This window comes from Pseudomonas sp. Mb7, from assembly GCF_054790525.1.
The window spans coordinates 5679275-5700768 of record NZ_CP186501.1; the positions used below are offsets into that span (position 1 = coordinate 5679275).

General features: G+C 59.8%; 18 protein-coding genes. 11 read left to right on the forward strand and 7 right to left on the reverse strand.

The annotated features are described in order from the left end of the window. Window positions 1-265: 265 nt before the first annotated feature. The 9 genes from ACOYXH_RS25710 to ACOYXH_RS25750 all read left to right on the forward strand — a co-directional run bounded on the left by ACOYXH_RS25710 (window position 266) and on the right by ACOYXH_RS25750 (window position 10849). Window positions 266-1573 carry a CitMHS family transporter gene (locus ACOYXH_RS25710; protein WP_095049556.1) on the forward strand — a complete coding sequence of 436 codons (1308 nt, stop codon included), beginning with the start codon at window positions 266-268 and terminating at the stop codon, window positions 1571-1573. An 85-nt stretch (window positions 1574-1658) separates the two neighbouring features. Further along, a complete protein-coding gene (locus ACOYXH_RS25715) occupies window positions 1659-2426 on the forward strand; it encodes a TerC family protein (RefSeq protein WP_007911817.1) in 768 nt (255 codons plus the stop codon). 432 nt (window positions 2427-2858) lie between these two features. Next, entirely contained in the window at window positions 2859-4517 is a 1659-nt protein-coding gene (locus ACOYXH_RS25720; protein WP_095125091.1) for a Na/Pi cotransporter family protein, read from the forward strand. A 170-nt stretch (window positions 4518-4687) separates the two neighbouring features. Further along, window positions 4688-6079: a M16 family metallopeptidase gene (locus ACOYXH_RS25725; RefSeq protein ID WP_095125092.1), complete on the forward strand. Its 1392-nt coding sequence runs from the start codon at window positions 4688-4690 to the stop codon at window positions 6077-6079. A 178-nt stretch (window positions 6080-6257) separates the two neighbouring features. Continuing rightward, the gene (locus ACOYXH_RS25730) at window positions 6258-7286 is read left to right on the forward strand and encodes a DUF5924 family protein (protein WP_095049553.1); all 1029 of its coding nucleotides are present in this window, start codon (window positions 6258-6260) and stop codon (window positions 7284-7286) included. Between the two features lie 54 nt (window positions 7287-7340). Continuing rightward, window positions 7341-8489: an ABC transporter permease gene (locus ACOYXH_RS25735; protein ID WP_095125093.1), complete on the forward strand. Its 1149-nt coding sequence runs from the start codon at window positions 7341-7343 to the stop codon at window positions 8487-8489. Further along, window positions 8486-9289 (forward strand): ABC transporter ATP-binding protein, encoded by an 804-nt coding sequence (locus ACOYXH_RS25740; protein ID WP_116254167.1) that lies wholly within the window; start codon window positions 8486-8488, stop codon window positions 9287-9289. The genes ACOYXH_RS25735 and ACOYXH_RS25740 overlap by 4 nt, the downstream gene beginning before the upstream one ends. A 1-nt stretch (window position 9290) precedes the next feature. Beyond that, entirely contained in the window at window positions 9291-10229 is a 939-nt protein-coding gene (locus ACOYXH_RS25745; RefSeq protein WP_095049550.1) for an MlaD family protein, read from the forward strand. Further along, window positions 10226-10849: an ABC-type transport auxiliary lipoprotein family protein gene (locus tag ACOYXH_RS25750; RefSeq protein ID WP_095049549.1), complete on the forward strand. Its 624-nt coding sequence runs from the start codon at window positions 10226-10228 to the stop codon at window positions 10847-10849. The genes ACOYXH_RS25745 and ACOYXH_RS25750 overlap by 4 nt, the downstream gene beginning before the upstream one ends. A 121-nt stretch (window positions 10850-10970) precedes the next feature. On the opposite strand, the gene ACOYXH_RS25755 is transcribed toward ACOYXH_RS25750, so the two are convergent. From ACOYXH_RS25755 to ACOYXH_RS25775, 5 genes are all read right to left on the reverse strand, one after another. Next, the gene (locus ACOYXH_RS25755) at window positions 10971-12200 is read right to left on the reverse strand and encodes a nucleoside recognition domain-containing protein (protein WP_095049548.1); all 1230 of its coding nucleotides are present in this window, start codon (window positions 12198-12200) and stop codon (window positions 10971-10973) included. Window positions 12201-12417: 217 nt separating this feature from the next. Then, entirely contained in the window at window positions 12418-13749 is a 1332-nt protein-coding gene (gltP, locus tag ACOYXH_RS25760; protein WP_034152229.1) for a glutamate/aspartate:proton symporter GltP, read from the reverse strand. A 702-nt stretch (window positions 13750-14451) separates the two neighbouring features. Next, window positions 14452-14916, reverse strand: coding sequence for an inhibitor of vertebrate lysozyme family protein (locus ACOYXH_RS25765; protein ID WP_095049547.1), 465 nt, complete (start codon window positions 14914-14916; stop codon window positions 14452-14454). A 2-nt stretch (window positions 14917-14918) separates the two neighbouring features. Further along, the gene (locus tag ACOYXH_RS25770; RefSeq protein WP_003177151.1) at window positions 14919-15083 is read right to left on the reverse strand and encodes a DUF1328 domain-containing protein; all 165 of its coding nucleotides are present in this window, start codon (window positions 15081-15083) and stop codon (window positions 14919-14921) included. 72 nt (window positions 15084-15155) lie between these two features. Further along, on the reverse strand, window positions 15156-15440 hold the full coding sequence (locus ACOYXH_RS25775; RefSeq protein ID WP_093429512.1) for a hypothetical protein: 285 nt from the start codon (window positions 15438-15440) through the stop codon (window positions 15156-15158). Window positions 15441-15867: 427 nt separating this feature from the next. Here ACOYXH_RS25775 and algB point away from each other — a divergent pair, with 427 nt between their 5' ends. Further along, a complete protein-coding gene (algB, locus tag ACOYXH_RS25780) occupies window positions 15868-17214 on the forward strand; it encodes a sigma-54-dependent response regulator transcription factor AlgB (RefSeq protein ID WP_095049546.1) in 1347 nt (448 codons plus the stop codon). 10 nt (window positions 17215-17224) lie between these two features. Then, window positions 17225-19015, forward strand: coding sequence for a KinB sensor domain-containing domain (locus tag ACOYXH_RS25785; RefSeq protein ID WP_220557235.1), 1791 nt, complete (start codon window positions 17225-17227; stop codon window positions 19013-19015). Here ACOYXH_RS25785 and ACOYXH_RS25790 read toward each other — a convergent pair. Both ACOYXH_RS25790 and ACOYXH_RS25795 read right to left on the reverse strand, forming a co-directional pair. After that, window positions 19012-20625, reverse strand: coding sequence for an EAL domain-containing protein (locus ACOYXH_RS25790; RefSeq protein WP_460067320.1), 1614 nt, complete (start codon window positions 20623-20625; stop codon window positions 19012-19014). The genes ACOYXH_RS25785 and ACOYXH_RS25790 overlap by 4 nt on opposite strands. Window positions 20626-20701: 76 nt before the next feature. Continuing rightward, on the reverse strand, window positions 20702-21484 hold the full coding sequence (locus ACOYXH_RS25795) for an N-acetylmuramoyl-L-alanine amidase (protein ID WP_095049543.1): 783 nt from the start codon (window positions 21482-21484) through the stop codon (window positions 20702-20704). Between the last annotated feature and the right edge of the window lie 10 nt (window positions 21485-21494).

The window sequence follows — 21494 nt, forward strand, 5'->3', positions numbered from 1 at the left end:
ACCGTTCACCCAAAGCTTTCTTCAGCGAAAGGTAGCTGAAAGCTTCCGCGATTAGGATCGCCTCCACTTCCGGCAACAGACCGGTCGGCCAATGCGTGTGATACCCCGCACGAACGGCCCAATTAACAACAACAATGGTGATTCTGATGTCCTCTGTAGCCCGCCTTCGCGCTGTCACTCCTCCCGTACGTCTCGTGCTTCCCGTTCTGCGCTGATCGGCCCGATCTGCTCATTTAACTAGCCACGCTACGCCTGGAGTATTCCCATGCTGACTTTCCTTGGCTTCGCCATGGTCATCACGTTCATGTTCCTGATCATGACCAAGCGCCTGTCCGCGCTGATCGCTCTGATCATCATCCCGATCGTCTTCGCCCTGTTCGGCGGTTTCGCACCGAAGATCGGTCCGATGATGCTCGAAGGCATCACCAAGCTCGCGCCGACCGGCGTGATGCTGATGTTCGCCATTCTCTATTTCGCCCTGATGATCGACTCCGGCCTGTTCGACCCGGCCGTGCGCAAGATCCTCAAACTGGTCAAGGGCGACCCGCTGAAAGTTTCGGTCGGCACCGCCGTACTGGCGCTCGTCGTTTCCCTCGATGGTGACGGCGCGACCACTTACATGATCTGCGTGGCCGCCATGCTGCCGCTGTACAGCCGCATCGGCATGAGCCCGCGGATCATGGCCGGTCTGATCATCCTCGCCGGTGGCGTGATGAACATGACCCCATGGGGCGGCCCGACTGCCCGCGCCGCCAGTGCGCTGCACGTCGATCCATCGGACATTTTCGTGCCGATGATTCCGGCGATGGCGGCTGGTGTTTTGGCGATCCTGGTCATCGCCTACTTTTACGGTAAGCGTGAGCGTGCGCGTCTCGGTGAGCTGCATCTGGTTGGCGATGATATCGATCACAGCGAAATCAGCGTGTCGCAATTCCCGGATGCCCGCCGTCCGAAACTGATCTGGTTCAACGGCGCCCTGACCTTCGGCCTGATGTGCACGCTGATCGCCGGCCTGTTGCCGTTGCCGGTGCTGTTCATGGTGGCGTTCAGTATTGCCATGATCGTCAACTACCCTTGCCTGCAGATGCAAAAGGATCGTGTCGCCGCTCACGCCGGCAGCGTGCTGGCAGTGGTCGGGCTGATCTTTGCGGCGGGTATCTTCACCGGTATCCTGAGCGGCACCGGCATGGTCGATGCGATGTCGAAGAGCCTGTTGGCGGTGATTCCGGATTTCCTCGGCCCGTATCTGGCCGTGATCACGGCGTTGGTGAGCATGCCGTTCACCTTCTTCATGTCCAACGATGCGTTCTACTATGGCGTGTTGCCGGTGTTGGCCGAGGCCGCCAGCCACTACGGGATCACCGCAGTGGAAATGGCCCGTGCCTCGATCGTCGGTCAGCCCGTCCACTTGCTGAGCCCGTTGGTGCCATCGACGTATCTGTTGGTGGCCCTGGCCGGCATCGATTTTGGTGACCACCAGCGTTTCACCCTGAAATGGGCGATCCTGGTTTGTATCTGCATCCTGATTGCTGCACTGCTGTTGGGGACTTTCCCGGTGTTCAGCACTCTATAAGCCCACGACTCACCGTTTCGGGTCCTGGCTTCGCTGTTTGAAGCCCGGACCTTTTTCGGTTTAACAATCGCTCAAAGGAATACACATGGAATGGCTGACCAACCCCGAAATCTGGGTTGCCTTCTTCACCCTGACCGCCCTGGAAATCGTCCTCGGCATCGATAACATCATCATGATTTCGATCCTGGTCAGCCGCATGCCCAAACACATGCAGCAGCGCACCCGGATCTTCGGTCTCGGCCTGGCCATGATCACCCGCATCCTGTTGCTGCTGTCGATCACCTGGGTCATGCGCCTCACCGCCGACCTGTTCGAGGTGTTCGGCCAAGGCATTTCCGGCCGTGACCTGATCCTGTTCTTCGGTGGTCTGTTCCTGCTGTGGAAGAGCTCGCAAGAGATGTACCACGCGCTGGAAGGCGAAGACGAAAGCGACGAAACCCCGGGCGGCAAGGGTGGCAACTTCCTCTACACCATCATCCAGATCGCGATCATCGACATCGTCTTCTCGCTGGATTCGGTGATCACCGCCGTGGGCATGGTGTCCCACGTGCCGGTGATGGTCGCGGCGATCGTCGTGGCGGTGCTGGTGATGATGCTGGCCTCGGGCAAGATCAGCGAGTTCATCGACAAGCACCCGTCGCTGAAGATGCTGGCGCTGTCGTTCCTGCTGGTGGTCGGCACCGTGCTGATTGCCGAGTCGTTCGACGTGCATGTACCGAAAGGCTACGTCTACTTCGCCATGGCGTTCTCGCTGGCGGTGGAAGCGATCAACATCAAGCTGCGCGGCGCGATGGCCAAGAAGAGACAGCAGCAAGATCCGGTGAAACTGCGCAAGGACATCCCGGGCCAGTAACCCGGTAATCCAGACGCACGCAATACCCCCTGTGGGAGCGAGCCTGCTCGCGAAGACGGAGTGTCAGTCGACAAAAATGTTGGCTGATCCACCGCTTTCGCGAGCAGGCCCGCTCCCACATTTGTTTGTGCAACATTCAGTCACTGCGGACCTTGTGGGAGCTGGCTTGCCAGCGATAGCGGAGTGTCAGGCGACATCAATGTTGGTTGTGCCGACGCCATCGCTGGCAAGCCAGCTCCCACAGGAGACGGCGTTGATTTAAAGGGAGTGTATGAAGCGCCTTTCATGACACTTTTGTTTCAATCGACACTTTAGCTGTGCAATGCTGGCGCCCAGACCGTTAGCCAACTACAGCTTAAGTATCAAAAACGTAGAAACCGCGCGGTACCGTCAACTTGCCTCTCTGAGGCACTGCTATTACAGGGGGTCTGCATGCTCACCCTGCTCAATCTGCTTTCCGCCGTCGCCCTGCTGATCTGGGGCACGCATATCGTTCGAACCGGCATCCTGCGGGTGTACGGCACCAACCTGCGCCATGTGATTGGCCAAAACATGTCCAAGCGCTGGCTGGCCTTTGTCGCCGGCATCGTCGTTACCGCGATGGTGCAGAGCAGCAATGCCACGGCCATGCTCGTGACCTCTTTCGTCGGCCAGGGCCTGATGGCGCTGACCCCGGCGCTGGCGACCATGCTCGGCGCCGACGTCGGTACCGCGCTGATGGCGCGGGTGCTGACGTTTGACTTGTCGTGGCTGTCGCCGCTGCTGATTTTCCTCGGGGTGATTTTCTTTCTGTCGCGCAAACAGACGCGGCTCGGGCAGATGGGCCGGGTCAGCATCGGTCTGGGGCTGATCATTCTCGCGCTGCAATTGATCGTCGAGGCCGCTGCGCCGATCACTCACGCTCAAGGGGTCAAGGTGATCTTCGCCTCGCTGACCGGCGATATCCTTCTCGACGCCTTGGTCGGCGCATTGTTCGCGATGATTTCCTACTCGAGCCTCGCCGCCGTGTTGCTCACCGCGACACTGGCCGGCGCCAGTGTGATCAGCTTGCCGGTGGCGATCGGTCTGGTGATCGGCGCCAACATCGGCAGCGGCATTCTCGCTTTCATGAGCACCAGCATGCAGAACGCGGCCGGGCGGCAAGTGGCGCTGGGCAGTCTGCTGTACAAACTGATCGGCCTGCTGCTGATCATTCCGGTACTCGATCCGCTGGTGCACTGGATCGACAGCCTCGATTTCAGCCCGCAGGAAATGGTCATCGGTTTCCACTTGCTCTACAACACCGCGCGCTGCCTGATTCTGCTGCCGTCGGTGGGGCCGATGGCGCGCCTCTGCGCGTGGCTGCTGCCGGAACGGCCGGAGGTCAACGGCACCGCCAAACCGCGTCACCTCGACGCGACGGCACTGGTCACGCCGAGCCTGGCGTTGGCCAACGCCGCGCGGGAAACTCTGCGCATGGGCGATCTGCTCGACAACATGCTCGACGCCACCCTCGATGTGCTGCGCGGCAAGCAGACCGCCGTCACCCAGGAAATGCGCCGATTGACCGACGACGTCGAGGCGCTGTACAGCGCGATCAAGCTGTACCTGGCGCAGATGCCCCGCGAAGACCTCGGCGAGCAGGACAGTCGGCGCTGGGCCGAGATCATCGAGCTGGCGATCAATCTGAAACTGGCCGCCGACCTGATCGAACGCATGCTGCGCAAGATCCAGCAGCAGAAAACCTCGCAGCGGCGCTCGTTTTCCGAGGAAGGTCTGGAGGATCTGGCCGGATTGCAGCAGCAATTGATCGCTAATCTGCGGTTGGGGCTGTCGGTGTTCCTCAGTGGTGACCGCGAAAGCGCCCGCCAGCTACTGCGCGAGAAACGCCGCTTTCGCGCGCAGGAACGTCGTCTGGCCCATGCGCATGTCAGCCGTTTGCAACGCAAGATCGTGCAGAGTATCGAGACCAGTTCGCTGCATCTGGAGTTGATTGCCGACATGAAGCGGCTCAATTCGCTGTTTTGCGGCAGTGCGTATGTGGTGCTGGAAACGGCGGATACCGGGGCGCTGGCGGCGGATGATATTGCCGACATTACGCATTCGCCTTGAACGACTGGGGCTTGGTTTAGTCAGTTACATTGATTCAGCCTTCAGGCCGCTATCGCGAGCAGGCTCACTCCTACAGTGGGGAATGCATTTCAAATGTGGGAGCGAGCTTGCTCGCGAAGGCGATCTGACTGACGACACGGATCTCCAAATCAGCCGTATGGAAGCCTGTTATGCGTTGCCTGTTGTTCGCCTGTCTGTTGCTCGGTTCCCTGCCCGCCTTCGCCCTGGATCGTTTTCAGGTTGAAGGCTATGCGCTGCCCAATGGTTTGCAGTTGCTGCTCAAGCCCGGCACCGAGCGCGGGCATGTTGCGATCCGGTTGGTAGTGGGCGTCGGCCTTGATGATTTCGATTGCGATGACAAGGAGTTGCCGCACCTGCTTGAGCATTTGTTGTTCAGCGGCATCGATGCGACCGGCGAAGGCGGTTTAGAGGAACGTATGCAAGCGCTGGGTGGTGACTGGAATGCGTTCACCAGTAACGCCGACACCACGTTTGTCATCGAAGCGCCGGCGAAAAACCAGCGCAAGGTACTCGACCTGCTGCTCGCTCTGCTCACGCAAACGCGCATCGACGACAACGCGATCAACGCCGCCAAACGTGTGGTCGAGCGCGAGGACGGCGGCCATTACACACGCCTGCAGCGCTTCCTTGATCGTCAGGACCTTGGCCACACCGCGAGCAATCAGCTCGCCGTCGAACTGGGCTTGAAATGCCCGCAGCGCGCCGAGGTCGGTCACCTGACTCAGGAACAACTGGAGAAGGTGCGCGAGGCCTGGTACGCGCCGAACAACATGACCCTGATCGTCGTCGGCGAACTCGACAAACTGCTGCCGGCCTATCTGGAACGCACCTGGGGCGCGCTCGAAGCGGTCGAGCCGAGCGAGCACCGTGCACTGCCGGACATCAGCACTAGCGCCGCCCATGAGCGCACCCTCACCCGTGGCTTTATCGGCGACAGCGCCAAGTTGCACTGGCTGGTGCCGGAACCGGTGCTGAACGATCAGTACGATGAGACGTTCGATATCCTCAAGGATTATCTGGATTGGGCGCTGTATCGGCAGATTCGTCTCAACCACGGTTTGTCCTATGGGCCGTGGGCCGAGCGTGAGGTATTTGGCGGCGTCGGTTTCATGAGCCTGAATGCCGATCTGGATCGTGATGACGTCGACGAAGCTATTCAGGTGCTGGAGGACCTCAAGGCTGATCTGCTGAAAAACGGCCTAGACCCGGATACTTTCGCGCGGATCAAACAGGCCTCGATCGCCCATCAGGCTTGGGCGGTACAGGGCAACAGCGCGATGGCGGATTACTACTGGAGCGCCCTCGGTGATTACCAGGACGGCCGTTTTGCCAACCCGGCGCGGGAGCTTCAAGGGGTGACGCTGGAAGCGGCGAACAAGGCCATGCGTGAGTTGCTGTTGCAACCGGGGTATCTGCGGATCGAGAAGCCGTTGATCAGTGATGATCAGGTTTTGTGGTTGAGTGCGGGTGGCTTGGGTCTGGTGTTGCTGGTCCTGATCGGCTGGCGTTTGCATCACCGCCGCCGGCCGGCCGAGCACTAATCCTGTAGGAGTGAGCCTGCTCGCGATAGCGGTCCTTCAGTCACCATTTCTTCGGCTGATATTCCGCAATCGCGAGCAGGCTCACTCCTACAATGAAATGCGTTGGTTTTAAGTGACCATCAGCCTTGCCAGCGCTACTCTGTCGAGGTTTTTTCCCCTCAAGTCGTGAACTGCCCAAATGCCAAAAATACAGCTCCTGATCCAGCGCATTCTCGAACTGATGAAGCGCTATCCCGGGGTCATTGCGCTTGGCGGGTTCATCTCCGGGGTCGGCAGTTTCATCATGGTCGATCGTCAGCAGGGCCTGGCGAGTTGGATCACCGTGATCATGCTGCTCAGCTGGATCTGGCTGATGCTGGAAAACACCCTCACCGGCCTCTTCACCCGCGTGTTCAAACGCGAGATTCCCCAGCCGCTGCTGCGTTACGCGACGCAGATGATCCATCAGGAAAGCCTGTTTTTCGTCCTGCCGTTCTTTTTCATCACCACGACGTGGAATAGCGGACAGCTGTTTTTCACCGGCCTGCTCAGCGTCGCGGCACTGATTTCCATCGTCGATCCGCTCTATTACAAATGGCTGGCGCCACGGCGCTGGGCGTTTCTCGCGCTGCACACTCTGACCCTGTTCGCCGCCCTGCTCACCGCGTTGCCGGTGATCATGCACCTGACCACCGCGCAAAGCTTCAAGTGGGCGCTTGGCATTGCCGTGTTGTTGTCGTTCCCGAGTCTGGCGTCGATCTTCCCGATCCGCACGCTGCGCAATGCCTTGGCGATCCTGTGCATCACGGTCGGCATCGGTGGCGTGGGTTGGGCGCTGCGTTCGTGGGTGCCACCGGCGACGCTGTGGATGACCGACGTGGCGATCAGCACGCAAATGCAGGACCGCACCCCAGGCGCCAGCCTCGACACGGTCAGCGCCGAGCAGATTCGTGGCGATGGCCTTTACGCCTATACCGCTATCAACGCGCCGCGCGGGCTGGATGAGCGGATTTATCACGTCTGGCAATTCAACGGCAAAGAGGTCGACCGCATCGCCCTCGACATCCATGGCGGGCGCAAGGAAGGCTACCGTGCGTGGACGCACAAGCAGAACTTCCCCGGCAACCCGGCGGGCAAGTGGCAAGTGCGGGTGTTGACCGAGGATGGCCAGGTGATCGGCGTGCTGCGTTTCGAAGTCACGGACAGCACAGCGATCAAAGAAAAGTAATCCGGTTCGTGCTATTACGTTAGTTCGCATAAAGGCCGAACAAGCACGGAGCTTATGACCAGCAGCTCGATCAGCGGTAATGCTCAACTGGACACGTCGATAACCCCTGCCCGCCTGCGGGTCACGGGGGACTGGACGCTTGCCCATTACGCCGAGCTCAAGCAACTGAGCGAAAAGCTCCACGGTCAGTACGATGCCAACACCCCGATCGACCTCAACAGCCTCGGCGCCCTCGACACCGCTGGCGCTTCGTTGCTGGTCGAACTGCTCGGCTCCGAACGCCTGGGCAAATCCGCCGAACACCCCGATTGCACCCTGACCTCCGCCGACCGCGCGCTGCTGCAAACCGTGTACTGCTCGATGACCGATTTCTGCGTGCCGATCAAAGAGCCGGAAATCAGCGTCAGTGTGCAACTGCTGACGCGCATTGGTCGCGCCGTCGACACCGTCTGGCAGGACACTCTGCAACTGCTCGGTTTCGTCGGCCTGATCATGGAAACCATCGCTCGCAACCTGTTACGGCCCAAGCGCTGGCGCATCACGCCAATGATCGCGCACATCGAGCAGACCGGCCTCGATGCCGCGCCGATCGTGGCATTGCTGACATTTCTGGTGGGTGCGGTGGTGGCGTTTCTCGGCGCCACGGTGCTGGCCAGTTTCGGTGCGACGATTTTTACCGTGGACCTGGTGGGCTTCTCGTTCCTGCGCGAGTTCGGTGTGCTGCTCACGGCGATCCTCATGGCCGGGCGCACTGCCAGTGCCTTCACTGCGCAGATCGGCTCGATGAAGGCCAACGAGGAAATCGATGCGATTCGCACCCTCGGCCTTGATCCGATGGAGCTGCTGGTGGTGCCGCGCGTGCTGGCGATGCTGGTGGCGTTGCCGATGCTGACCTTCCTGGCGATGCTCTGCGGGATAATCGGCGGCGGCGTGGTCTGCGCGGTGTCGCTGGATATCTCGCCGGCGATGTTCCTGACGCTGTTGCAGTCGGATATCGGCGTGCAGCACTTTCTGGTCGGCTTGGTGAAGGCGCCGATCTTCGCCTTCATCATTGCTGCAATTGGTTGCCTGGAAGGCTTCAAGGTCAGTGGCAGCGCCGAGTCGGTCGGCGCCCACACTACGTCTGCCGTGGTGCAATCGATTTTCGTGGTGATCGTGCTCGACGCGGTGGCCGCGCTGTTCTTCATGGAGATGGGCTGGTGAGTCGTCTACCCCGCGCGCCCTCGGAGGCGGTGATCGAAGTCCGTGGCCTGTGCAATCGCTTCGGCAGCCAGAGCGTGCACGAGAACCTCGACCTGGATTTGTACAAAGGCGAGATTCTCGCCGTGGTCGGCGGCTCCGGCAGCGGCAAATCGGTGTTGCTGCGCAGCATCGTCGGCCTGCGCCGGCCTAGCGAAGGCATCGTCAAAGTGTTCGGCAAGAACCTGCCGAGCCTGTCCGAGCATGAGCGCTCGCTGGTCGAACGCCGTTTTGGTGTGCTGTTTCAGAAAGGCGCGCTGTTCTCCTCGCTGACCGTTACTGAGAACGTCGCCCTGCCCCTTATCGAACACGCCGGCCTCAGCCGCAACGACGCCGAGCACTTGGCTGCGGTGAAGCTGGCGCTGGCCGGGTTGCCGCTGTCGGCGGCGGACAAATACCCGGCATCGCTGTCCGGCGGCATGATCAAACGCGCTGCTCTGGCCCGGGCTCTGGCGCTGGACCCGGACATCCTGTTTCTCGATGAACCCACCGCCGGCCTCGATCCGATTGGTGCGGCGCAGTTCGATCAATTGATCCTGACCCTGCGCGATGCGCTCGGTCTCAGCGTGTTTCTGGTGACCCACGACCTCGACACGCTCTACACCATCACCGACCGCGTGGCGGTGCTGGCGCAGAAAAAAGTGCTGGTCGCCGGCCCGATCGACGTCGTCTCGGAAACCGACGACGCATGGATTCACGAATACTTCCACGGTCCGCGTGGCCGCTCGGCGCTGGACGCCGCCAAATTGCTCAACGAGGTCTGACATGGAAACCCGAGCGCATCATGTGTTGATCGGCCTGTTCACCGTGATTGTGGTGGCAGGTGCCCTGCTCTTCGGTCTTTTCCTGGCAAAGTCCAGTGTCGACACCGAGTTCAAGGATTACGAGATTGTCTTCAGCGAGGCGGTCAGTGGCTTGTCCAAGGGCAGCCCGGTGCAGTACAGCGGGATCAAGGTCGGCGATGTGATCAACCTGCGCCTTGATCCAAAGGATCCGCGGCGGGTGCTGGCGCGGATTCGTCTGGCCGGTGATACGCCGGTCAAGGAGGACACCCAGGCCAAACTGGCGCTGGCCGGGATCACGGGGACCTCGATCATCCAGCTCAGCGGTGGTACACCCGAAAGCCCGAAACTGCGTGGGCATGACGGCAATCTGCCGACCATCGTCGCCTCGCCCTCGCCTATTTCGCGCTTGCTCAATGACAGCAACGATTTGATGACCGGCATCACTGCGCTGCTGCAGAACGCCAACCAGATGTTTTCTGCCGAGAACGTCGAGCGTGTGAGCAAAACCCTCGCCCATCTGGAGCAGACCACCGGCACCATCAACGATCAGCGCGGTGACATCAAGCAAGCCATGCAACAACTGGCGAGCGTTGGCAAACAGGCCGGCAGCATGCTCGAACAGACCTCGTTATTGATGCGCAATGCCAACGGCTTGATCAACGATCAGGGCAAACAGGCGTTGGGCAGTGCCGAACAAGCCATGAAGTCGCTGGAGCAAAGTACCGCGACGATCAGCACCCTGCTGAACAAAAACGAAAACTCCCTCGACAACGGCATGCAGGGCCTTAATGGCCTGGCCCCGGCGATCCGCGAACTGCGCGAGACGCTGACCTCGCTGCGCGCCATCTCCCAACGCCTTGAGGCCAACCCCAGCGGCTACCTGCTGGGCCGTGACAAGAACAAGGAATTCACGCCATGAAGCTGACTCGACTTGCCCTCCTCGCCGGCTTCACGCTGATCAGCGCCTGTTCGATTCTGCCCCAGTCCGAGCCGTCGGATGTCTATCGCCTGCCGGCCGCACAGGCGCCCGCCTCGGCCAGTTCAGCGGCGACTCAGTCTTGGTCGTTGCGGCTGAACAAGTTGCAGGCCAGTGAGGCGTTGAACCGGCCGACGATTGCGGTGATTCCGCAGGGCGACGTGATCAGCAGTTACAAGGGCTCGCGCTGGAGTGATCCGGCGCCGGTGCTGGTGCGTAATCGCTTGCTCGATGGGTTTCAGCGTGATGGTCGGGTGACGTTGCTTAGTACCGATGACAGCAACTTTGCGGCGGATCTGGAATTGGGCGGGAGTTTGCAGGCGTTTCAGACCGAATACCAAGGCTCACAGGCCAGCGTTGTGGTGCGCGTCGATGCGTTGCTGGTGCGCGGTTATGACCAGCGCATTCTGGCCAGTCGCCGCTTTGAAGAGCGCCAGCCTCTGAACGATGTACAGGTGCCGGCGGTGGTGGCCGGGTTTGGCCAGGCCAGTGATCGCCTGACCGCCAAAATCGTCGCTTGGGCTGTCGAACAAGGCCAGAAACTGGCCCCCCCAAAACCTTAAGCCCGACACACAACCCCTGTAGGAGTGAGCCTGCTCGCGATAGCGGTGTATCAGTCACCGATGATGGCGATTGATAAACCGCTATCGCGAGCAGACTCGCTCCTACAATTTTGATGTGTGATCAGCCGAAGAACCAGTAGCACACGCCAATCGCGCCGAGCACACCCGCCAGTTCCGCCAGCAACGCACACCCCACCGCATGCCGCGCCCGCTGAATGCCCACCGCGCCGAAATACACTGCCAGCACATAGAACGTCGTCTCGGTACTACCCTGCACCGTCGCCGCGACCAGCGCCGGGAAGCTGTCGACGCCCGAGGTCTTCATCGTCTCGATCAGCATGGCCCGCGCTGCGCTGCCGGAGAACGGCTTGACCATCGCCGTCGGCAACGCATCGACAAACCGTGTGTCCCAACCCGCCCACTCGACCAGATGACGAATGCCATCCAGACCGAAGTCCAACGCCCCGGAAGCACGCAGTACGCCGACCGCACAGAGCATCGCCACCAGATACGGCAGCAGGTTCTTCGCGACGTCGAAGCCTTCCTTCGCGCCTTCAACGAACGCCTCGTAAACCTTCACTTTCCTCAACGCGCCGATGATCAGAAACAGCATGATCAACCCGAACAGCGTGAGATTGCCGAGGATCGACGACAATCCCGCCAAAGCCGTCGCTGAAAGGGTGCCGAGCAACGCCATGAAGCCACCCAACAACAGCGCACCCGGTACCAGATAGGCCAGCACCACTGGATCCCAGATCCGCAGGCGCTGCATGAACGCCACCGAGAGGAAGCCGACGATCGTCGAGCAACTGGTTGCCAGCAGGATCGGCAGGAACACCAGCGTCGGATCTGGCGCGCCTTGCTGGGCGCGGTACATGAAGATCGTCACCGGCAGCAGGGTCAGGGAGGAGGCGTTGAGCACCAGGAAGAGGATTTGCGCGTTACTGGCGATGGTGGCACTGGGATTGAGCTCCTGCAGCGCCTTCATGGCTTTCAGGCCGATGGGCGTGGCCGCGTTGTCGAGGCCCAGACCGTTGGCGGCGAAGTTCAGAGTGATCAGGCCAAGGGCAGGGTGACCGGCCGGGACTTCCGGCATCAGCCGCAGGAACAGGGGGCCGAGTACCTTGGCCAGCCACTCGACGATCCCGGCCTTCTCGGCGATGCGCAGAAAGCCCAGCCACAGGGTGAGGGTGCCGAACAGCAGCACCATGACTTCGACCGAGAGCTTGGCCATGGCGAAAATGCTTTCCACCATCGCCGCAAAGATCCCGGCGTTGCCGCCGATCAGCCACTGCGCCAGCGCCGATACGGCTGCCACGATGAAGAAGCCAAGCCACAGGCCATTAAGCATCAGTCAAATCCCCCGAAGAATGCCGCGAATGATAGCGGGGTCGCCAGAAACGACAAACCCCGGATTTCTCCGGGGTTTGTGTGTACCTGCTGCCACCCCATTTACCGGGTTGACCTCAATCTCCTGTAGGAGCTGCCGAAGGCTGCGATCTTTTGATTTTGTTTTTAAAAAGCAAGATCAACAGATCGCAGCCTGCGGCAGCTCCTACAGGGGTGTGTCAGTTCTTCGAGATTTCGCCTGCCGGCAGTTTTTCCTTGCTGCGCCAGTGCGGCAGGGAGTTCCAGTAGCGCTGGCCCTTGGCATCGTCGTACATGCCTTCCCAACGTGCGATAACCAGTACCGCCAGGGCGTTACCAATCACGTTCAGAGCGGTACGCGCCATGTCCATGATGCGGTCGACACCGGCGATGAACGCCAAGCCTTCCAGCGGAATGCCGACGCTGCCCAGAGTGGCCAGCAGTACCACGAAGGACACGCCCGGTACACCGGCGATGCCTTTGGAGGTGACCATCAGGGTCAGGACCAGCAGCAGCTGCTGGCTGATCGACAGGTCGATGCCGTACAGCTGGGCAATAAAGATGGCGGCGATCGACTGGTACAGGGTCGAACCGTCGAGGTTGAACGAATAACCGGTCGGCACCACGAAGCTGCAGATGGCTTTCGGTGCGCCGTAGGCTTCCATCTTCTCGATCACGCGTGGCAGCACGGTTTCCGAAGACGCGGTGGAGTAGGCCAGCACCAGCTCATCCTTGAAGATGCGCATCAGCTTGATCACAGAGAAACCGAACAGCTTGGCGATCAGGCCCAGCACCACGAAGGCAAAGAAGGCGATGGCGACGTAAACCAGGATCACCAGTTTCGCCAGCGGCAGCAGCGAGGCGAAGCCGAAGTTGGCCACGGTCACCGCGATCAGTGCGAACACGCCGATCGGCGCATAGTTCATGATCATGTGGGTGACTTTGAACATGCTTTCCGAGACGCCCTGGAACATCTTCACCAGCGGCTCGCGCAGGTCCGACTGCAGGCTCGACAGACCGAGACCGAACAGCACGGAGAAGAAGATGATCGGCAGCATTTCGCCGCGGGCCATGGCCGCGAAGATGTTCGACGGGATCAGGTTGAGGATGGTCTCGATGAACGCGTGTTCATGCTGCACTTCGGCGGCGGTCGCCTGGTACTTCGAGATGTCCACCGTGCCCAGGGTGCTCATGTCGATGCCGGTACCCGGGTGGAACAGGTTGGCCAGCAGCAGGCCGACAACGATGGCGATGGTGGTGACGATTTCGAAATAGATGATCGTCTTCAGGCCAATCCGCCCGAGTTTCTTGGCGTCGCCCACGCCGGCAATGCCGACAATCAGGGAAGAGATGACGATCGGGATCACGATCATCTTGATCAGACGGATAAAGATATCGCCTGCCGGTTGCAGGACGTTGCTGATCCACCAAGCCTTCTCGGCACTGAAGTGATTGAGCAACGCACCAATTGCAATCCCTAGAACAAGACCGATGAGGATCTGCCAGGCGAGGCTGATTTTTGCCTTCTTCATTATCTTTACCCTTACTTGCGTTTGACTCAGGCACATGCAGGAACTGGAACGCTCTTTAGCGGAAAAGTCTGTGCATCTGCCTCCGTATAAGGTGCCCCGAAGCGCGTATTTACGGCTCTTCGGCAGGCGAAAAAAGGCGCAACTATTCCGATGCAAGGTTGCGCCGTCTAATGCCGTAAACGCCTACCCTATGCCGAATCGGCATGAGCTTTTTTAAATGAAACTGGCGTCCCAACCGGTTCGATTGTGACATTTCGGCCGGCATAAGTGCCGTGAACCGGCCATCACAGCCTAGGTTGGTTGTTTTTTGAACGAGAAAAATCGACGAAATATTTAGGAAAAAGCCTACGCAGGAAGACTAGAAGTCCTACTGTTTAAGTGGTCTCTTTGTCGATATACGGTCGCCATGAAACACCGCGTAATGTTTTCGCGCGCAGTGTCAGCGATAAAAAGGATGAGCTAGACGCTCTGGGTCAATGTTTTGCGTGTTGGAAAGCTCAGCGCAAGTCCGTCGAGCCACTACGGGTCGGCGAACCTGCGGCGCAGCTTTTACCCTGACCCGGCCCTTGCGCAGGCACTCCCTGTCCCCGTAGGTCACTCCGACCCTGCAACAGTCAGAACGTCCCGGCCCCTTGGTCATGCGCCTGCCTTCCTCAGGTGGGCGCAATGGAAGGCAGCAGGGCTGCTGCCTTCATGTTCAAATCAGTACCACTTCGGATCTTTCTTCAGGGTTTCCATCAAAAGATCCTGCATGCCCTGATCGGGTTTGCCGAGGAAGCGGTAGGTGGCATGTCGCGTTGGCGACTTGTCGGCCGGCAGTCCTTCGGGCACATCCACGAGCATGGCGTATGCGTCTTTCTTGTCGAAACTGAACGCGACGATCAAGCGGTGGTTCAGGCACTTGTCTGCGGATTCGCAGAGCGGGCCGACCAGATACTGGTCGCCATCTTCAGTCACGGCATTCATCTGCTGGTCAGGCGTGCCGGACAGGTTCATCACCCATTCCGGCAGGCGTTCTTCCTTCTTCACCACGCCTTCCCAGGTTTCGCGATACTGCGGGTCGGAACTCAATAGTTCGTTGACCCGCGCCTGGCCGTCATTGGCCGCCATCGCCATGGCACTGCCGCCCAGAAGCAGGGCGGCTGCCAGTGTCTTTAACACAGTCATCGTTAACCTCGGCCGCGACGGCCAAAGAAGAAGGAAGCGATGAACATCACCAGGAACACGACAAAGAGAATCTTGGCGATACCCGTGGCGGTGCCCGCGATACCACCGAAGCCCAGTACTGCAGCGATGATGGCAATGATCAAGAATGTAATTGCCCAGCTCAACATGGTGATTCTCCTTACTTCTCTATTTAGGGGTGTTACGTGTTCTGGCGCTGCGCGCCCGAATTCATCTGTTCTTTAGAAAACCCAACGCTCTTCACGTGGCAGTTGATCCAGCGGCTGCGCCTGATCGACATCCATCATGCGCATCGAGGCGCTCTCGGCCTGGCTGCTGCTGACGGCGCTGAAGTGCGTTTGCGTGTTGTGCTGGATCGAAATCAGCGGCTCAACCTGCTGGCTGTTTTCCCAGCGCAGGTATTGCTGACAGGCGATCAGGGTGATCAACAGCGCCAGTACGCCAAACAGACCTTGCTGAATATGCAGTGGCGAGATACGCACTTGGGCGGCACGTTGGCGAGTCATCCTGGGTTCCTCACTCTTATTCGGTTGGGGCAGTTCATTTCTGCCCGGGCTGAATGAGGTATTGCAGCCTGCATGCCAGTTTTTTAATTGAAAAATATTCAATAAAATCAATTGGTTATAGGCGCGGTAGAAAACCTTCGCGACGCATCCTGCACGATGGGGCATCTGGGATCGTGCGCAATGCACGATTTTTTCGTAGGAGATTTCATTCTTATGGAATTGAGAGCAGGGCGCAGATGTCAGAAAAGTACGCAGGGAATGCCCTGCAAATCGGCATTTGTTTAAAAAACCAACAAAATCAACGTATTGGCCGTAAAGGCAGGAGAGAGCTACCCTCCTATGGCTGGCATCGTTCAGAATCAACCATGCAACTTGCCCGATTTTTCCGGGACTAACCCAAGACCAATCACTATGGAGCGTAGGAAAAATGGAATCTGCCACTGAGCATCAAGGCCGCATTCTGCTGGTGGACGACGAATCCGCCATCCTGCGTACTTTCCGTTATTGCCTCGAAGATGAAGGCTATACGGTTGCCACAGCCAACAGCGCGGCTCAGGCCGACACCTTGCTGCAACGCCAGGTCTTCGATCTGTGCTTCCTTGATTTACGTCTGGGAGAAGACAACGGCCTCGACGTACTGGCGCAGATGCGCATTCAGGCACCATGGATGCGAGTGGTGATTGTCACCGCGCATTCGGCTGTCGATACCGCCGTCGACGCGATCCAGGCCGGCGCCGCCGACTATCTGGTCAAACCGTGCAGCCCGGATCAGTTGCGTCTGGCCACTGCCAAGCAATTGGAAGTGCGCCAACTGTCGGCGCGCCTCGAGGCCCTCGAAGGCGAGATCCGCAAACCGAAGGACGGTCTCGATTCCCACAGCCCGGCGATGAAAGTCGTACTGGAAACTGCACGTCAGGTCGCCGGCACCGACGCCAACATTCTGATCCTCGGCGAGTCCGGCACTGGTAAAGGTGAGCTAGCCCGAGCGATTCACGGCTGGAGCAAGCGCGAGAAAAAATCCTGCGTGACCATCAACTGCCCGTCGCTGACGGCGGAATTGATGGAAAGCGAGCTGTTCGGTCACAGTCGTGGCGCCTTTACCGGGGCCAGCGAAAGCACGTTGGGTCGAGTCAATCAGGCTGACGGCGGCACTCTGTTTCTCGACGAGATCGGCGATTTTCCACTGACATTACAACCCAAGTTGCTACGTTTCATTCAGGACAAGGAATACGAGCGGGTAGGGGATCCGGTCACCCGCCGCGCCGACGTGCGCATTCTAGCGGCGACCAATCTCAATCTCGAAGACATGGTCCGTGACGGGCGTTTCCGTGAAGACCTGCTCTATCGCCTGAACGTCATCACCCTGCACCTGCCGCCACTGCGCGAGCGCGCCGAGGACATCCTGACGTTGGCCGACCGCTTCCTCGCCCGCTTCGTCAAAGAGTATGCGCGTCCGGCACGTGGCTTCAGCGACGAGGCTCGCGAGGCACTGCTCGGCTATCGCTGGCCGGGCAACATTCGCGAGTTGCGCAACGTGGTCGAGCGGGCGAGCATCATCTGCCCGCAGGAACGCGTGGAGATCAGCCACCTGGGCATGGCCGAACAACCGGCCAACAACGCGCCACGAGTCGGTGCCGCGTTGAGTCTCGATGAGTTGGAGAAGGCGCACATCGGCGCCGTCCTCGCCACCGCCGGCACCTTGGACCAAGCGGCGAAAACGCTCGGCATCGATGCCTCGACCCTGTATCGCAAGCGCAAGCAGTACAACCTGTGAGTGCCCGACGATGAAATTGGCGATGAAGTTGCGGACCCGTTTGTTCTTGAGCATTTCCGCTCTCATCACCGTGGCCTTGCTCGGGCTGTTGCTCGGGCTGGTCAGCGTGATGCAAATGGCTGGCTCGCAGGAAACGACGCTGCGTAACAACTTCGTCACTCTCGATCTGGGCCTCAAGCTGCGACAAACCCTGGGTGATCAACTGGTCCTCATGCTCGCCGAAGAACCCGATCCGGTCGCGTTCGAGGCGTCCAAGCAGCAGTATCTCAAGTTGCTTGATGACGGTATCGCCCAAGAGCACATTGGCGATGGCCGCCAGTATGGTTTCAGTCAGGCCAAGGCTGATTACCTGAGTTTTCTTCAGGCCTTTGATGTGTCCCGTGATCCGGCGGCTGCGTTGAGCAGCAACGCCAACCTCCGAGAGCGCTTCAACACGCTGCGCAACGGTTTGATCACTGAACACAAGCATGCACTGGACAACATTAACGCGGTTCAGCATCAAGCGCGCGACCGGGCATTGTTGATCGCCGGTCTGCTGGGATTTGTCGGGCTGGCGGTGTTGATCATCGGCTTCATCACGGCCCACGGGATTGCCCGGCGTTTCGGCGCGCCGATCGAGGCGCTGGCGCAGGCGGCGGACAATATCGGCCAAGGCAATTTTGAAGTGACCCTGCCGATTTCCTCCGCGATGGAAATGAACCTGCTGACCAAGCGTTTCGGCCTGATGGCTGAGGCCCTGCGGGAACATCAGGCGACCAACGTCGACGAATTGTTCGCCGGTCAGCAGCGGCTGCAAGCGGTGCTCGACAGTATCGACGACGGCTTGCTGATGATCGACCGCCAGGGGCATCTGGAACACCTCAATCCGGTGGCTCAGCGCCAGTTGGGTTGGGAAGATGATCGCCTCGGCCAAGGCTTGGGCACCGCGCTGGAGCGGCCGGAGCTGGATGCGCAGTTGCAACTGGTGTTGCGCGGTGGCTCGCTTGAGCGCGCACCGGAAGACCTGAGCATCGAGGTCGACGGCGAATCTCGTTTGCTGACCTACAGCCTGACGCCGGTCAGCCACACGCAGGGGCATATCCTTGGCGCGGTGATGGTCTTGCATGACGTGACCGAGCAACGCGCCTTCGAGCGGGTGCGCAGCGAATTCGTGTTGCGCGCTTCCCATGAGCTGCGCACGCCGGTCACCGGCATGCACATGGCCTTCGGGCTGTTCCGCGAACGAGCGAAGTACGCCCCGGAATCGCGCGAAGCCGATTTGCTCGACACCGTGAACGAAGAGATGCAGCGCTTGATGCAGTTGATAAACGACTTGCTCAACTTCTCGCGTTATCAGAATGGCCTGCAGAAACTCACGCTGGCACCATGCTCCATCGAGGATTTGCTGGAGCAGGCGCAACTGCGCTTTGCCGATTCGGCGGCGGCCAAGGGCATCGCCCTGCATGTCGAAGTGCAGGGACCGTTGCCACGTTTGCAGGCCGATCAGGCACAGCTCGATCGTGTGCTGGATAACCTGATCGACAACGCCTTGCGCCATACCGCCCGCGACGGTCAGATCCGCTTGCAGGCACGTCGGCATGGCGAGCGGCTGATTGTCAGCGTCGAAGACAACGGCGAAGGCATTGCCTACGGCCAGCAGGGGCGGATCTTCGAACCTTTCGTGCAGGTAGGGCGCAAGAAGGGCGGTGCCGGTTTGGGCTTGGCGTTGTGCAAGGAAATCGTCCAGTTGCATGGTGGACGCATGGGCGTTTACTCACGGCCGGGGCAGGGCACGCAGTTTTATATGGCGCTCGCTGTCTAGGCTTCATCATCCATGCGTCGACCGGCAAGGCGCCGGCCACGGGTGATCAGTTCGATGAATTGCACCGCGCTCAGCGCATGGGCGAACAACCAGCCCTGACCGAATTTCACCCCTTCACTGCTGAGCAATTGCGCTTGGGATTCGAGCTCGATGCCTTCGGCAATCACCTTCAAATCCAGCGCCTGGGCCATGTGAATGATGTGCGGGGCGACGCCGCTGCTGGCCGCGTCATGGCCCAGTGCATCAATGAATGCTTTGTCGATCTTCAAGCAGTCCACTGGCAAGGTTTGCAAGTAGGCGAGGCTGCAATAGCCGGTGCCGAAATCGTCGATCAGCACCTGATGGCCAACATCGCGCAGCGCTTGCAGGTTTTCCCGTGCCACCACCACATCAATCAAGCCACGTTCGGTGACCTCGAAGGCAATCTGCCGCGCCGCCACGCGATGCAGTGTGAGCAGCCGCGCCATGACCTGGCCGATGCGTGGCACCATCACGTCGCAGGCTGCCAGGTTGACCGAGATGTATAGCTGCGGATTGGCGCGCAGCAACTGGCCCAGTTGCTCCAGCAGGCGCTGCAGGACGAAGTCGGTCATCTGCCGGATCTGCCCGGTGTTTTCTGCCATGGGGATGAACAGGTCAGGGCTGGTCAGCGTACCGTCGGGGCGGCGCCAGCGCAGCAGGGCCTCGGCACCGACGCAGTTGCGGCTGTCGAGGTCGAAGATCGGTTGATAGAGCACCTGCAGCTCGCCACGGCGAATTGCACCGTGTAGTTCGGCATCCAGAGACTGACGCTGGCGCACCAGTAAGAACACGAAAAATCCGACAAAGGCGCCGAGCAGCAGACACGCCGGGATGATCCACCACCAGACAGCCGGAATGTGCATGCCGGTTCTGGGTGTGATCAGGACCAACTGATACTCCGGATTATCCGTGGGCATGCGGTAGATCAGCCGGGTTTGCGTAACTTGCAGGGCATCGCGATTTTTCGGTGGCCAGTGTTCCGCGGGTGGCCAGGCTTGCGCCGTGCCAAGCACCGGGATAGCACGGGTGCCATGATCGAGCACCACCAGCAGGCTGCTACCGGGAGACAAATCGACCATGTCGGTCAGATGCCCGCGCGAGGTGGCGACGCGGAAATTGCCGCGCCCCAGCATCAGCGCCGCGCGGTTTTCATCAGGTTCGGTGGTGGTGTTCAGCCAATAGCTGTAGGTCGGGCCTTTGATGTCTGGCGCGCGGACCACCGACAGGCCTTCCTGGCGCGGACGGTTGGAGCAGATCCGCGAAGCGTCCATGTAAGCCGCTTCATAGACGAAGCGATAGTTGAAGGTGACTTGCTGCAGGGTGGCGATCATTTCATCGTCACAACTGCGCAAGGGCTGCGCTTCCAGGTCATCGAGACTTTCACGCAACTGGCCAAACAATTGTTCGAGGCGGGCCAGGAAACGTTCGCCTTGTGCGTTCATTTGTTGGCTTTCGTTTTGCTCGACCTGACGCATCGCCACGAACATACCGCCGGCGATCAGCAGGCAGGCACTGAGGACAGCCGCGATCATCGCCAAAAACCAGGGGCGATAAAACCAGCTACGCAGCGTCTCTCGGGTAGCAACCATCATGGAATATCCGAAGAATTACCAATGAGTTATAGCTGCTGATTGCAATTTCGCCCTGACCGTCGGGCGGGCGTCATTATTTTGTCTGATTGAGTACCAGCAACAACGCTGCCGTTTGTGCATCCGGCGTGCCGTCGAAGCGCGAAGGGCGGAAGTGCATCTGGAAGGCGGCGAGGACGTGGCGTGTGGCAACGTCCAGCTCACCGGTCTGCGGTGTGTCATAACCCAAGTGCGCCAACTGTGCCTGGAACCAGCTGATGCTCGGCAGTTCGCTGCTGTTGAACAGCATTTGCTGGCGTGCTACTGCCTGTTCGTTCGGCCATACGCCCAAGCCTTCGGCGGCGAGACGTTTCCACGGGAACAAAGGGCCCGGATCGAGTTTGCGCAATGGCGCGATGTCGCTATGGCCAATGATGTGGCGCGGGCTGATTCCATTGCGCTTGCTGATGTCCTTGAGCAGGACGATCAACGATTGAATCTGCGCTTCGCTGTACGGATACCACAGACGGCCGGTCGGGGTGTCCTTGAAGCCCGGATTGACGATTTCGATACCGATCGAGCTTGAGTTAAGCCAGGTACGGCCCTGCCATTGGCTTTCGCCGGCGTGCCAGGCGCGCTGGTTTTCGTCCATCAGCTTGTAGATGGTGCCGCTCTTGTCGTCGCCGATCAGGTAATGGCTGCTGACTTCGCCGTGGGTCAGCAATTGCAGCGAGCGCTCCAGCGAGGCCGACGTGTAATGCACAACCACAAACTGAATGCGGCTGTCGTAATTGGCCGAAGGATGGCTGGTGTTGTAGCGAGGGCCGCTGGCACAACCGGCCAGAACGAGCAGCGAAGCGAGGAGGGTAAAGAATTTCATGGCAGAAGGC

Coding starts and splice junctions, on each gene's coding strand:
- ACOYXH_RS25770 (WP_003177151.1), bottom strand. CDS start 15,083: ATGTTGAGCTGGGCAATTACATTCTTGATCATTGCCATCATCGCTGCA.
- ACOYXH_RS25750 (WP_095049549.1), top strand. CDS start 10,226: ATGAAGCTGACTCGACTTGCCCTCCTCGCCGGCTTCACGCTGATCAGC.
- ACOYXH_RS25790 (WP_460067320.1), bottom strand. CDS start 20,625: ATGGTTGCTACCCGAGAGACGCTGCGTAGCTGGTTTTATCGCCCCTGG.
- algB (WP_095049546.1), top strand. CDS start 15,868: ATGGAATCTGCCACTGAGCATCAAGGCCGCATTCTGCTGGTGGACGAC.
- ACOYXH_RS25775 (WP_093429512.1), bottom strand. CDS start 15,440: ATGACTCGCCAACGTGCCGCCCAAGTGCGTATCTCGCCACTGCATATT.
- ACOYXH_RS25710 (WP_095049556.1), top strand. CDS start 266: ATGCTGACTTTCCTTGGCTTCGCCATGGTCATCACGTTCATGTTCCTG.
- ACOYXH_RS25755 (WP_095049548.1), bottom strand. CDS start 12,200: ATGCTTAATGGCCTGTGGCTTGGCTTCTTCATCGTGGCAGCCGTATCG.
- ACOYXH_RS25785 (WP_220557235.1), top strand. CDS start 17,225: ATGAAATTGGCGATGAAGTTGCGGACCCGTTTGTTCTTGAGCATTTCC.
- ACOYXH_RS25735 (WP_095125093.1), top strand. CDS start 7,341: ATGACCAGCAGCTCGATCAGCGGTAATGCTCAACTGGACACGTCGATA.
- ACOYXH_RS25795 (WP_095049543.1), bottom strand. CDS start 21,484: ATGAAATTCTTTACCCTCCTCGCTTCGCTGCTCGTTCTGGCCGGTTGT.
- gltP (WP_034152229.1), bottom strand. CDS start 13,749: ATGAAGAAGGCAAAAATCAGCCTCGCCTGGCAGATCCTCATCGGTCTT.
- ACOYXH_RS25765 (WP_095049547.1), bottom strand. CDS start 14,916: ATGACTGTGTTAAAGACACTGGCAGCCGCCCTGCTTCTGGGCGGCAGT.
- ACOYXH_RS25715 (WP_007911817.1), top strand. CDS start 1,659: ATGGAATGGCTGACCAACCCCGAAATCTGGGTTGCCTTCTTCACCCTG.
- ACOYXH_RS25720 (WP_095125091.1), top strand. CDS start 2,859: ATGCTCACCCTGCTCAATCTGCTTTCCGCCGTCGCCCTGCTGATCTGG.
- ACOYXH_RS25730 (WP_095049553.1), top strand. CDS start 6,258: ATGCCAAAAATACAGCTCCTGATCCAGCGCATTCTCGAACTGATGAAG.
- ACOYXH_RS25745 (WP_095049550.1), top strand. CDS start 9,291: ATGGAAACCCGAGCGCATCATGTGTTGATCGGCCTGTTCACCGTGATT.
- ACOYXH_RS25725 (WP_095125092.1), top strand. CDS start 4,688: ATGCGTTGCCTGTTGTTCGCCTGTCTGTTGCTCGGTTCCCTGCCCGCC.